Source organism: Shewanella sp. c952, assembly GCF_019654975.1.
Taxonomy (GTDB): domain Bacteria; phylum Pseudomonadota; class Gammaproteobacteria; order Enterobacterales; family Shewanellaceae; genus Shewanella.
In genome coordinates, this window is the sequence record NZ_BPEW01000003.1 from 124,400 (window position 1) to 136,218 (window position 11,819).

Consider the following 11,819-nt stretch of genomic DNA (forward strand, 5'->3'; position numbering starts at 1 on the left):
CAATTGATTATCCAACTCTATCTATTTAATAACATAAATCCTACTAAATAGTGTGTACCACTTTGTTCGTAAAATGTTGCCCGGATGTTAAAATATGCTTGACAACACCCTTTTCTGCTTTCATTCTGTTCAGTAAGCGAAGGACTTTCCTCGCTGATAAGTTTTACTATCTTACTGGGAAGTGAACAACAGAAGGAAGTGGAAGTATGGCAAGCGGAACTGTTAAATGGTTCAACAACGCCAAAGGATTCGGGTTTATTTGCCCTGATGCTGGCGGTGAAGACGTTTTTGCGCACTATTCTACCATCGAAATGGAAGGCTATCGAACTCTAAAAGCGGGTCAACCCGTCAGTTTCGAAGTAGAAGCAGGTCCAAAAGGTATGCACGCGTCAGCAATATCACCCACTAACTAGATTAGTATGTGATAAGAAATAAAAAAAGCAGAGTAGTTATCTACTCTGCTTTTTTATTGGCTCAAATAAAGGCCTGGATTGTACAGGCCAATAATAACTAGCCGTTAATTAATGCATTTAGCGTTGCGCTTGGGCGCATTGCTTTAGATGCCTTTGCCGCGTCTAGACGATAGTAACCGCCTAAGTCCACTGCTGGGCCTTGTACACCATTTAACTCTGCAACGATTGTTTGTTCGTTACTCGTCAGAGCTTCTGCAAGTGCAGTAAACTGTGCTTGCAGCTCACTATCTTGGGTTTGCGCAGCAACAGATTGAGCCCAATACATAGCAAGATAGAAATGACTTCCGCGGTTATCAAGTTCACCCACACGACGTGAAGGAGACTTGTTAGTATCAAGAAACTGGCCAATCGCTAAATCAAGTGTATCGGCTAATATTTGTGCTTTTGCATTATTGGTTGTCTGGCTAAGGTGCTCTAAAGATGCACCTAGCGCTAAGAACTCACCGAGTGAATCCCAACGTAGATGACCTTCTTTTTCAACCTGCTGCACGTGCTTAGGCGCACTACCGCCAGCGCCAGTTTCAAACAATCCACCACCATTCATTAGCGGTACAATTGATAGCATTTTAGCACTGGTGCCTAGCTCTAAAATTGGGAATAGATCGGTAAGGTAATCACGTAAAACGTTACCAGTCACAGAAATAGTATCTTGGCCTGCTTTAACGCGCGCTAAGGTAAAGCGTGTAGCTTCAACTGGCGACATAATGTGTAGTTCAAGACCATTGGTATCGTGATCTTTCAGGTATAACTCAACTTTTTTGATGATTTCAGCATCGTGAGCACGCGCGGCATCTAACCAAAATACTGCAGGAGTCGCAGATAAACGTGAACGGTTAACAGCTAGTTTCACCCAATCTCGAATTGGTGCGTCTTTAACCTGACACATTCTGAATATGTCACCAGCTTCAACGTTGTGCGACATAAGCACAACACCATTTTGATCAACGACATTAACAGTGCCCGCATCAGCAATTTCAAAAGTCTTGTCGTGGCTACCGTACTCTTCCGCTTTTTGAGCCATTAGGCCGACGTTAGGCACACTACCCATAGTGCTTGGATTAAACGCACCATTTTTAATGCAAAAATCAATTGTTTCTTGGTAAACACCGGCGTAACAACGATCAGGGATCATTGCTTTCATGTCTTTTAGCTGGCCATCAGGACCCCACATCTGCCCTGAAGTACGGATAGCAGCTGGCATAGAGGCATCGATAATCACATCACTTGGCACATGCAAGTTGGTGATCCCTTTATCAGAGTCAACCATTGCCAGTTCAGCACTGCTTGCGTATACCGCGGCAATATCTGCTTCAATAGCCGCTTTTTGCTCTGCAGGTAATGAAGCGATCTTGGCGTACACATCACCGACACCGTTATTAACATCAACACCGAGCTCTTCAAATAGTTGACCGTGCTTAGCAAATACGTCTTTGTAGTAAACTTTAACGGCATGGCCGAATAAAATAGGATCAGAGACTTTCATCATGGTGGCTTTCAAGTGCAGCGACAATAATACATCCTGCTCTTTAGCACTTAACGTTTCGCGCTCATAAAAGTTAACTAATGCGGTTTTGCTCATTACTGCAGAATCGATAACTTCTCCAGCTTGCAATGTTATAGCATGACGAAGCACTTGCTCTGAACCATCTGTTTTGCTTAATACAATTGAAACACTACCTGCATCAGCTAGCGTGACAGATTTTTCACTACCGTAAAAATCGCCTTCATTCATATGAGCTACATGAGACTTAGATTCTGTTGACCATTTGCCCATTGAATGTGGGTTTTTCTGAGCAAACTTTTTAACTGAACCGGGTGCGCGGCGATCAGAGTTACCTTCACGTAATACAGGGTTTACTGCGCTGCCCTTAATTTTGTCGTAACGCGCTTGAATGTCTTTTTCAACATCATTTGCAGGCTCATCAGGGTAGTTAGGAATGTCATACCCTTTGTTTTGCAGTTCTACAATACATGCTTTTAACTGTGGAATTGACGCGCTGATGTTTGGCAGCTTGATAATGTTAGCTTCTGGCTTTTTCGCCAGCTCGCCTAGTTCCGCTAACGCATCACTGATTTTTTGATCTGCTGATAAGTTTTCAGGAAAAATTGAGATGATTCGACCTGACAATGAAATGTCACGAGTCTCAACGTCAACACCTGCACTTTGAGTAAACTTTTGGATAATGGGTAACAAAGAAAGTGTAGCAAGTGCTGGAGCTTCGTCAGTTTCGGTATAGATGATCGTTGATGATTTATCGTTCATTTTTCGTCCTACATTATTTTAAATTTAAGATTTTTATAATAATTATGTCTATCTTTATGATGAAAAGGTAAAAAATTCAGTCACTTTCGATTACTTATCGTCACTAACAATGTGCGATAACTTTTTATTCTGCTTACCACTGCGAGGTTAATAAAGATCCCATTAACACTCAAATTTAGTTGCGGATCACACTTTTATGGCCGACATCATAAAACATTCCGCGCAAGATTCAAATTCCACTAATGGCGAATGAGCAGTACAATAGACAAATTAGCCCCTTTTTTAAAAGTTAATTTGCGTGACTCAGCCATTTTCGAAAAAAAAACCAGCTAGAAAGCCTGCTAAATCTAATGGTTTCTCTGCCAAGGCAGGGAGAAAGCCACAGCGCCCATCTCGAGTGGCTAGTAAGCCTAAAGAGGTGAAAAATCCTGTCATTGTATTATTTAACAAACCTTTTGATGTTCTTTGCCAATTTACTGATGAACAGGGCCGTAAAACTCTCAAAGATTTTATTCCAATTCAAGAGGTTTATGCCGCAGGTAGATTAGATCGAGACAGTGAAGGTTTATTACTGCTGACTAATGACGGAAAGTTGCAGGCGCAAATAACTGAACCGAAAAAGAAAACCTTTAAAATCTATTGGGTGCAAGTCGAGGGCGCCCCCAGCGAAACGGATCTCGATAAGCTGCGTAAAGGAGTCGAATTGAAAGATGGTTTAACCCTGCCCGCAAAAATCAACATCATGAGTAATCCTGCTGTATGGCCACGAAACCCGCCAATTCGAGAACGAGCAAATATTCCAACAACTTGGCTCACTATAGAGATCTGTGAAGGCAGAAACCGACAAGTAAGAAGGATGACCGCCAATATCGGTTTCCCAACTCTAAGATTAATCCGCTATAAAATAGGCCAATGGAGTCTAGACGACCTCCCTAACGGTCAGTATCGACAATTAGATATGAGCGGTAAGCATGCCTGAACGTTATAAACCCAACACCACTGTTGCCTGCGTGATTGAGGCTAATGGCAAATACTTGCTGGTTGAAGAGCTGATTGAAGGCGAAATTAAGTATAACCAGCCAGCTGGCCACCTTGAAGCAAATGAATCCATTGTTAATGCTTGTATTCGTGAGGTGAAAGAGGAAACCGGCCTTGAAATAAAACCGCAAGGATTGGTGTCAATCTACCAATTTACGGCAACTGAGGAGCTGGCCTTTGTGCGCTACACCTTTTGCGCTTCACTGGATAATTGTCTTGAATCCAAGCCGATAGACCCCGCAATAAACTGCACAAAGTGGCTGACACTTTCTGAGATAACAGCCCTCAAACCTCAGCTGCGGAGCCCACTGGTGCTCAAATCTATTGAGGATTATCAAAACAACAAGCGCTATCCGCTCGAAATACTAAATAATCAATGGCTTTAATAGTAATAATATTAAGTACTTGCCCGTTTCAGAGCCCCTCAAACTTTTCAATTCAAAGCGCATTGGCAAAGAAATGGTTATTCCCTTTTAAGCCAATACAAAGCAGCAGTGGAAAACCCGAGGCGCTCACGCAGTGCGGCGGACGTTTAAAGCAAATGGCAATACGCTTTAGGCTTCGCTATGGGATTTGGATATACGACTAAATGTATTTTAGGAGCTAGAGCGAAGCAGGATGCCAGACCCGAGAATAACGATTAGCTCAAATCCTACTGTTTGCCTACAGCGTTTTGATTTGCCGCTGAATGGTCAAACTTTTAATGCAATAGGTATAATAGCCCAGTCCCCTAATGCATGATAGAATACGCCCCCGCAGAAAGAGGTGAGTTTTAGGCTCCCTTGTAATTCGGTTTTTAACCCATATATTTAACTGATATATGGCTGCAACGCTCGTCAAACACAAAGGTTTTATTAGGATTTATGACATCAATCGACCCCACCCATCTAGGTAAAAAAGTCATCGTCGGCATGTCCGGTGGTGTTGACTCATCTGTATCAGCTTACTTGTTGATGAAGCAAGGCTATCAAGTTGAAGGCCTGTTCATGAAGAACTGGGAAGAGGATGACACGGATGAATATTGTGCGGCGGCAGATGATCTAAAAGATGCTCAAGCTGTCTGCGATAAGCTTGGTATTAAACTGCATACGGTCAACTTTGCCTCAGAGTACTGGGACAATGTGTTTGAGTATTTCCTCGCAGAATACAAAGCGGGCCGAACGCCAAATCCCGATATCATGTGCAACAAAGAGATTAAGTTTAAAGCTTTTCTCGAGTTTGCTGATGAAATTTTAGATGCTGACTATATTGCGATGGGTCACTACGTGCGCCGCCGCGACATTAACGGCACCAGCCAAATGCTGCGTGGTGTTGATGGTAATAAGGATCAAAGCTACTTCTTATACACACTTAGCCACGAGCAAGTTGCACGCTCACTCTTCCCCGTTGGCGAATTAGAAAAGAGCGAAGTACGTGATATTGCTAAAGAAATGGGACTCATCACCCACGATAAAAAAGACAGCACTGGCATCTGTTTTATTGGCGAACGTAAATTTACTGATTTCCTATCAACCTTCTTACCTGCTCAACCGGGTAATATCGAAACCAGCGAAGGTGAAGTGATTGGACAACATCAAGGTTTGATGTATCACACTTTAGGCCAACGTAAAGGCTTAGGCATTGGTGGTCTAAAGAACAGTAACGAAGACCCTTGGTATGTGGTTGAAAAAGATCTGGTTCGTAATGTATTGGTCGTGGGTCAAGGTGGTAACCACCCTCGCCTCATGTCAAATGGTTTACTGGCCAACCAACTGCACTGGGTTGATCGAAAAGGGCCCGCTGATGGCGCCAAAATCACCCTTAAGACGCGTTACCGTCAGCACGATGTGCCCTGTACAGTAACCTATGACAGTGACGATCAAATACGCGTAATATTTGATGAACCTGTTGCCGCGGTAACTCCCGGACAATCAGCTGTTTTTTACGACGGCGAAATTTGTCTTGGCGGCGGAATCATCGACGTATTAATAAGAGATTAATCCATGAGCGATCCGTTGTTTGAACGCACAATGGCTTTTGCTGGCATTTTGCAAGCTGTAGCCCAAGTACAGTACATCGCAAGACATGGCGATTCAGATAAAGATGCCCTCGCGGCAAGCTTAAACTCAGTGTTGGTGACCAACCCAGAATCAACATCTGAAGTCTATGCCGATAAAGACGCGCTGAAAAAAGGCTATCAAATGATCGTTGCCCAATTGGGTGACGGAAAGGAAAAAGATGTTGAAGTGACCCGTTACTTAGTGGGCATTTTAGCGTTGGAGCGAAAACTCGCTCGCTCGTCTAATGCCATGGGGATGTTGTCAGAACGGATCAACCAGATCCACCGCCAACTTAGCCATTTCGAAATCACTGACGAGCAAGTTATTGCTAACTTTGCCGGTATATACAGCGACATCGTCAGTGAACTTGGCCCCAAATTACAAATTTCGGGTAACCCTGAGTTTCTTAAACGCACTCAAACCCAACAAAAGATTCGCGCACTTTTACTGTCTGCCATGCGCAGTGCAGTGTTATGGCGTCAATTAGGAGGCAAGCGTAGGCACCTTGTCTTCGCAAGAAAAACAATAGTCGATACAGCTATGAAAAGCCTCACCCTATAATATAAGTCAAGTTCATCAAGGAGCTTCTAATGGAACTTTCCGCACTAACTGCTATCTCTCCCGTAGACGGTCGTTATGGTAGTAAAACCGCCTCTTTAAGAGGGATTTTCAGCGAGTACGGCCTGACCAAATACCGTGTTCAAGTCGAAATTAACTGGCTTAAGCTGCTATCTAGCTGCCCAGAAATTGAAGAAGTTCCACCTTTTAGTGAAGCAGCACTTGCTTTACTTGATCAAATTAAAGATAACTTTAGCGAAGCCGATGCCCAGCGCGTTAAAGATATTGAAGCGACAACTAACCACGATGTAAAAGCGGTTGAGTACTTCATTAAAGAACGTATTGCAGATAACGCTGAACTTGTTGCTATCGATGAGTTTGTTCACTTTGCTTGTACTTCAGAAGATATCAACAACCTTTCTCACGCGTTAATGCTAACTGAAGCGCGTGATCAAGTGGTTGTGCCATATTGCCAAAAAATTGTTGATGCCGTTAAAGCATTAGCAAAAGAACATAAAACAGTACCATTGATGTCTCGCACACACGGTCAACCAGCCTCTCCTTCTACTTTAGGAAAAGAGATGGCTAACGTTGCAGTACGTTTAGAGCGTCAATTAGCACAAGTTTCTAACGTTGAGATTATGGGTAAAATCAATGGTGCTGTAGGTAACTACAATGCTCACCTTAGCGCTTACCCTGAAGTTGATTGGCATGCCCTTTCACAACGCTTCGTCACTAGCCTTGGTATCAACTGGAATCCGTACACGACTCAAATTGAGCCGCACGATTACATTGCAGAGCTATTCGATGCACTTGCACGTTTCAACACCATCCTTATCGATTTCGATCGTGACATTTGGGGCTATATCGCATTAGGCCACTTTAAGCAGCGTACTATCGCTGGTGAAATTGGTTCTTCAACAATGCCACATAAAGTTAACCCAATTGATTTTGAAAACTCAGAAGGTAACTTAGGTATTGCTAACGCGCTGATGCAGCATTTAGCCGCTAAGCTTCCTGTATCTCGTTGGCAGCGTGACTTAACTGACTCTACCGTTCTACGTAACTTAGGTGTTGGTATGGCTCACTCTCTTATCGCTTACCAAGCGACATTAAAAGGGATCAGTAAGTTACAAGTGAATGAAGAGCAACTTCGTAAAGAGTTGGACGGCAACTGGGAAGTACTGGCTGAACCTGTACAAACCGTTATGCGTCGTTACGGCATCGAAAAGCCATACGAGAAACTAAAAGAGCTAACACGTGGTAAGCGTATCGATGGAGAGCAACTTGCTGTCTTTATTGATGGTCTAGAATTACCAGAAGATGTAAAAATTGAACTTAAGAAGATGACACCAGCCAATTATATTGGCCGTGCTGAAACTTTCGTTGATGAGCTTAAGTAAACAAAAAACCAGATGTAGTTAGACTACTAATGGTTCAAATAAGGCGGTAAGCTTAAGCTTATCGCCTTTATTTTTATCCTTTTTATGAGTGCTGCCAAACATGTACAGTCTTAACTTAGACACCAATGCTTTTCTTACCGACTATTGGCAGAAAAAGCCGTTACTTATCAAAAATGCATTCCCTAATTTTGAAGAGATCATCAGCCCAGATGAACTTGCGGGTTTAGCGTGTGAAGAGGAAGTCTCTTCTCGAGTTGTCGTAACCAAAGACAATGACTGGCAGATCTGCCAGGGGCCTTTTGAAGATTATGATAAATTTGGCAACAACCACTGGCAATTATTAGTACAAGCACTCAACCATTGGCATCCTGATTCGGCGCACTTTATTGATGCTTTTCGTTTCATTCCTGACTGGCGTTTTGATGACTTAATGGCTTCTTTTGCAACCCCAAAAGGTGGTGTTGGCGCGCATATAGATAACTATGATGTGTTTATCATTCAAGGCGAAGGTCAGCGACATTGGACTGTCGGAGAAAAAGGCCAATATGCACCCAAAAACAATGATCCAACCACACCTCTGATTGAAGGCTTTGAGCCTATTATTGACGTGGTATTGGAAAAAGGCGACATGTTATACATTCCGCCAGGCTACCCTCACCAGGGCCAAACCCTAACCACAGCAATGAGTTACTCTATTGGTTTTCGGGCTCCTAGCCAGCAAGAGTTATTCAGTGCACTTGCAGACGGGCTTATTGATAGCAATACAGGCTTAAAACGTTTTACTTCAACCTCTGAGCCCGCGATAGCTAACCAGGTAAGCGTCAGCCACCAGCAAGATATGATGGCCCTTATCACTGAGCTCGCCAGTTCACCTGACAGTTATCAAGCAATGTTAGGCAGCATGCTAAGTCAAAACCGTTTTGAACTGGATTTATGCGAGCCTGATGAGCCCTATACAGCAGATATGCTAATAGAAGACATTGAACAAGGTGCAGAGCTAAATCGCATTGGCGGTTTGAAAATGTTGCAGCTAGAAAATGATAGCGTTGACAGAGTATTTATTAACGGTGAAGCCTTTGAGCATTCTGCAAACATAGCGACAGACATCGCTTTGTTAGCTAACCAGTTTAGCTTTGACTCGCAGCAGACCCAAAAGTTAACGCAAAACGAAGACACCTTAACCTTGGTTCTAACGCTACTCAATCGCGGTTATTTTTACTTAGGCTAAACTATCAATTTGAAGGCTGAGCCTCTGTGCTTTAAACAAAAACGCCAGAATAAATGACTTATTCTGGCGTTTAAAAAACAGTCTAGACGTCTCACTTACGCAGCAGGACCCCAAATTTTATCATCAGCCTGCATTTTGTATAAGCCTTCTGCACGCGAGATAAGTAGCTCTGCAAACTGAGCTTGTGCAGGATCTTTAGTCAGACCTGAGCGCTGAATATTCTCGGCTTTCATTTGCCACATCATAGAAAAATGACGGATCGCATCTCGAGCGGTTGCTGCGACATTAACATCAACATAATCAGCAGGTAAGTCGCCTGACATTACCCAAAATGTTTGCTTAGATGGCTTTTTAGAATCCATTTTCCAAATGGCGACAAAGGGCGCTAAGTAGCGACTTTCATCCGCATAAACCTTATTTGGCATAATGCCTTTTTCAGCAAGAAACTTGTTAGCTTTTTGAAATTGCGTTCTGATCCACTCTTGTCTTAATGCTTCTTGGTCTTGAGCTTGATCGACTTCTTGTTCAGCCATCTCTTTCTTCCTTTCTTATTGTTCTTTTGAGTCCGTAGCACAGCAACTCTCTAATAATTTTGACACGCTTGATTAGCTTAAATAACGCTTAAAACTTTACGTTAACGTAAAGTGGAAAGCAGAATTGCCACATGGATCACAAATAATCCGAATCTTTACTTTGTTGAGAGTATCGCTAAATGCTATCGTTCTGCAATAAATATAACAAACAGATCGCACTGTAATCTAGCAGTAGCGGCATTTTCGATGCTTATAGCGGAGATCAACAAGTGGCAGTATTCAATCACATCTCTTTTGACGATCATGAACAAGTTGTTTTTTGTCAGGACAAAGAAAGCGGCCTTAAAGCCATTATTGCAATTCATAACACAAATCTAGGCCCTGCTGTTGGCGGCTGCCGTATGTGGAACTATGAATCTGATGATGAAGCAGTAAACGACGTCCTGCGTCTTTCTCGTGGCATGACCTATAAAAATGCATTAGCAGGCCTAACAATGGGCGGCGGTAAGTCCGTTATCATTGCAGACCCAAAAATAACAGACCGCGAGGCCCTTTTTAGAGCGTTCGGCCGTTGCATTGATACCTTGGGCGGCAAGTACTATTCAGCTGAAGATGTTGGCGTATCGACTGCCGATATTATGATTGCCCATGAAGAAACCCCTTATATGGCTGGTTTAGAAGGCAAGAGTGGCGATCCATCACCATATACTGCACTGGGTACCTTTTTGGGCATTAAGGCTGCAGTAAAGCATCAGCGTGGTTTAGACAGCCTTAAAGGGCTTAAGATCTCTGTTCAAGGCGTTGGCCATGTAGGTTACTACCTTTGTCGTCATCTACACGAAGAAGGCGCTGAGCTGATTGTTACCGATATCCACCAGGAGTCGTTAGACAAAGTGGCTTCAGAATTTGGTGCGACAGTCGTTGCCCCGCAAGATATCTACCATCAAGATGTAGACATTTATGCGCCATGTGCATTGGGTGCAACGATCAATGACATCACCATCCCTATGCTTAAAGCGACAATTGTTGCCGGTTGTGCCAATAACCAACTTGCAGAGGTTCGCCATGGTGAGTTGCTGAAAGAGCAAAACATTCTATACGCTCCAGATTATGTGATAAATGCTGGCGGCATTATTAATGTCTCTTTCGAAAAAGACTACGATCCTGCTGCTGCTACAGCAAAAGTCGAAGAGATCTACAACACACTGCTCACAATCTTTAAGCAGTCAGATGAGCAAAACCGCACTACTGGTGATGTTGCTGATGAAATGGCACGCGAGATCATTAACGCTGCAAAATAATTGTTGAATAATAAAAGCCAAGCAGTTGCTTGGCTTTTTTTTGACTTTTTATCTACATACTTCCAAGTACATAACCACTTTTCATACAACTTTCATTTTTCCATACTGGCAAACGTCATATTCCTCTGCTTGAATTAAAGGCCCTAGGGAAATTGTGGGTCCTCAAATGGTTTGTTTTAAGTATGATCTCAACCAAGAAAATATTGAGCTACAAGCGAGTAATTGGTGTGGCTTAGAGCAAGCCTATGTCAATGGCAAACGAGTCTCTAGAAAACTAAACTTCGGTCATAATAGCGAACATCAAGTTGTGCTTAAAGATGGCAAACCTGCAAGGCTGCACCTCTTTCTCGATCCTGCAACCGAACAGCTCATATGTAGGATCTATAAACAAAATAATTTGGTTGCTAGTTTAAAGCAGGGGAAAAGAGAGTTATATCGAAGCCGATTAATGAGCCAACAGAGCATTCTAGCTTTAGGGTTATTGGCAGTATTCCTACTTATGGTTAGCTAGTAAAAACGGCCAATCAACGCTATCTAGTCCAAATCAACAAAGTTTAAGCTCATTAGATGTAACGCAAATCAACTGACTTGCTTGATAATTGCCGCTGCCAGCCGTCACTGTTGTAATCGATAGTTTTTGCTTATCGTCACCATTCTCAATTAAAACCGCCTTCACAATTGTTCCGTCACGAGCAAAATTAACCGCAGCCACAAAATCGCCTACATTCAGATCTTTATAAAGCTTAACGCTAATACTACCAATAGAACGAGGTTCTAAGCGTCCCTCTTCCACCACTAAGGTTGACCCATTAGCCAGCGCTATTGATTGAATAAACCCAGCGCTTTGACTGACTTGTTCAACGGGTTTGACTGCTGGCTTAGTTTTCGACTTATTAATATTGACCGAACAAGCTGTGACAGTGAAAGCTAAAATGATTGCAACGAAAATACGGTACATGATAATTCCTTTTAAAAAGAGTCAC

12 protein-coding genes are annotated in these 11,819 nt (G+C 42.8%); 9 read left to right on the forward strand and 3 right to left on the reverse strand.

Annotation, left to right across the window (positions count from 1 at the left end; translation table 11 throughout):
- Positions 1 to 206: 206 nt before the first annotated feature.
- The gene (gene cspD / locus K5R16_RS03630; RefSeq protein ID WP_012155761.1) at positions 207 to 413 is read left to right on the forward strand and encodes a cold shock domain-containing protein CspD; all 207 of its coding nucleotides are present in this window, start codon (positions 207 to 209) and stop codon (positions 411 to 413) included.
- A gap of 97 nt (positions 414 to 510) precedes the next feature.
- Here cspD and K5R16_RS03635 read toward each other — a convergent pair whose 3' ends face one another.
- On the reverse strand, positions 511 to 2,736 hold the full coding sequence (locus K5R16_RS03635) for an NADP-dependent isocitrate dehydrogenase (protein WP_220736189.1): 2,226 nt from the start codon (positions 2,734 to 2,736) through the stop codon (positions 511 to 513).
- Positions 2,737 to 3,034: 298 nt separating this feature from the next.
- Here K5R16_RS03635 and K5R16_RS03640 point away from each other — a divergent pair, with 298 nt between their 5' ends.
- The 6 genes from K5R16_RS03640 (at position 3,035) to K5R16_RS03665 (ending at position 9,002) form a co-directional block, all read left to right on the forward strand.
- On the forward strand, positions 3,035 to 3,715 hold the full coding sequence (locus K5R16_RS03640; protein WP_220736190.1) for a pseudouridine synthase: 681 nt from the start codon (positions 3,035 to 3,037) through the stop codon (positions 3,713 to 3,715).
- Positions 3,708 to 4,160, forward strand: coding sequence for an NUDIX hydrolase (locus K5R16_RS03645; RefSeq protein WP_220736191.1), 453 nt, complete (start codon positions 3,708 to 3,710; stop codon positions 4,158 to 4,160). The genes K5R16_RS03640 and K5R16_RS03645 overlap by 8 nt, the downstream gene beginning before the upstream one ends.
- Before the next feature lie 477 nt (positions 4,161 to 4,637).
- Positions 4,638 to 5,753: a tRNA 2-thiouridine(34) synthase MnmA gene (gene mnmA, locus K5R16_RS03650; protein WP_220736192.1), complete on the forward strand. Its 1,116-nt coding sequence runs from the start codon at positions 4,638 to 4,640 to the stop codon at positions 5,751 to 5,753.
- A 3-nt stretch (positions 5,754 to 5,756) separates the two neighbouring features.
- Positions 5,757 to 6,374, forward strand: coding sequence for a high frequency lysogenization protein HflD (hflD, locus tag K5R16_RS03655; protein WP_220736193.1), 618 nt, complete (start codon positions 5,757 to 5,759; stop codon positions 6,372 to 6,374).
- Between the two features lie 29 nt (positions 6,375 to 6,403).
- Complete coding sequence (gene purB / locus K5R16_RS03660; protein ID WP_220736194.1) at positions 6,404 to 7,774, forward strand: adenylosuccinate lyase; 1,371 nt, start codon at positions 6,404 to 6,406, stop codon at positions 7,772 to 7,774.
- Positions 7,775 to 7,874: 100 nt separating this feature from the next.
- Positions 7,875 to 9,002: a cupin domain-containing protein gene (locus K5R16_RS03665; protein WP_220736195.1), complete on the forward strand. Its 1,128-nt coding sequence runs from the start codon at positions 7,875 to 7,877 to the stop codon at positions 9,000 to 9,002.
- A 95-nt stretch (positions 9,003 to 9,097) separates the two neighbouring features.
- Here K5R16_RS03665 and K5R16_RS03670 read toward each other — a convergent pair whose 3' ends face one another.
- Positions 9,098 to 9,535 carry a DUF4826 family protein gene (locus K5R16_RS03670; RefSeq protein ID WP_020911998.1) on the reverse strand — a complete coding sequence of 146 codons (438 nt, stop codon included), beginning with the start codon at positions 9,533 to 9,535 and terminating at the stop codon, positions 9,098 to 9,100.
- A gap of 269 nt (positions 9,536 to 9,804) precedes the next feature.
- Here K5R16_RS03670 and K5R16_RS03675 point away from each other — a divergent pair, with 269 nt between their 5' ends.
- Together K5R16_RS03675 and K5R16_RS03680 are read left to right on the forward strand one after the other, a co-directional pair.
- Positions 9,805 to 10,836: a Glu/Leu/Phe/Val dehydrogenase gene (locus tag K5R16_RS03675; protein WP_220736196.1), complete on the forward strand. Its 1,032-nt coding sequence runs from the start codon at positions 9,805 to 9,807 to the stop codon at positions 10,834 to 10,836.
- Between the two features lie 166 nt (positions 10,837 to 11,002).
- Complete coding sequence (locus K5R16_RS03680; RefSeq protein ID WP_044556344.1) at positions 11,003 to 11,347, forward strand: hypothetical protein; 345 nt, start codon at positions 11,003 to 11,005, stop codon at positions 11,345 to 11,347.
- Between the two features lie 33 nt (positions 11,348 to 11,380).
- On the opposite strand, the gene K5R16_RS03685 is transcribed toward K5R16_RS03680, so the two are convergent.
- Positions 11,381 to 11,794, reverse strand: coding sequence for a PliI family lysozyme inhibitor of I-type lysozyme (locus tag K5R16_RS03685; RefSeq protein WP_220736197.1), 414 nt, complete (start codon positions 11,792 to 11,794; stop codon positions 11,381 to 11,383).
- Between the last annotated feature and the right edge of the window lie 25 nt (positions 11,795 to 11,819).

Excerpts from the sequence above, each read along its gene's own strand:
- K5R16_RS03665 (WP_220736195.1), top strand. The coding sequence starts at position 7,875 with ATGTACAGTCTTAACTTAGACACCAATGCTTTTCTTACCGACTATTGG.
- purB (WP_220736194.1), top strand. The coding sequence starts at position 6,404 with ATGGAACTTTCCGCACTAACTGCTATCTCTCCCGTAGACGGTCGTTAT.
- K5R16_RS03685 (WP_220736197.1), bottom strand. The coding sequence starts at position 11,794 with ATGTACCGTATTTTCGTTGCAATCATTTTAGCTTTCACTGTCACAGCT.
- cspD (WP_012155761.1), top strand. The coding sequence starts at position 207 with ATGGCAAGCGGAACTGTTAAATGGTTCAACAACGCCAAAGGATTCGGG.
- hflD (WP_220736193.1), top strand. The coding sequence starts at position 5,757 with ATGAGCGATCCGTTGTTTGAACGCACAATGGCTTTTGCTGGCATTTTG.
- K5R16_RS03670 (WP_020911998.1), bottom strand. The coding sequence starts at position 9,535 with ATGGCTGAACAAGAAGTCGATCAAGCTCAAGACCAAGAAGCATTAAGA.
- K5R16_RS03645 (WP_220736191.1), top strand. The coding sequence starts at position 3,708 with ATGCCTGAACGTTATAAACCCAACACCACTGTTGCCTGCGTGATTGAG.
- K5R16_RS03635 (WP_220736189.1), bottom strand. The coding sequence starts at position 2,736 with ATGAACGATAAATCATCAACGATCATCTATACCGAAACTGACGAAGCT.
- mnmA (WP_220736192.1), top strand. The coding sequence starts at position 4,638 with ATGACATCAATCGACCCCACCCATCTAGGTAAAAAAGTCATCGTCGGC.
- K5R16_RS03680 (WP_044556344.1), top strand. The coding sequence starts at position 11,003 with ATGGTTTGTTTTAAGTATGATCTCAACCAAGAAAATATTGAGCTACAA.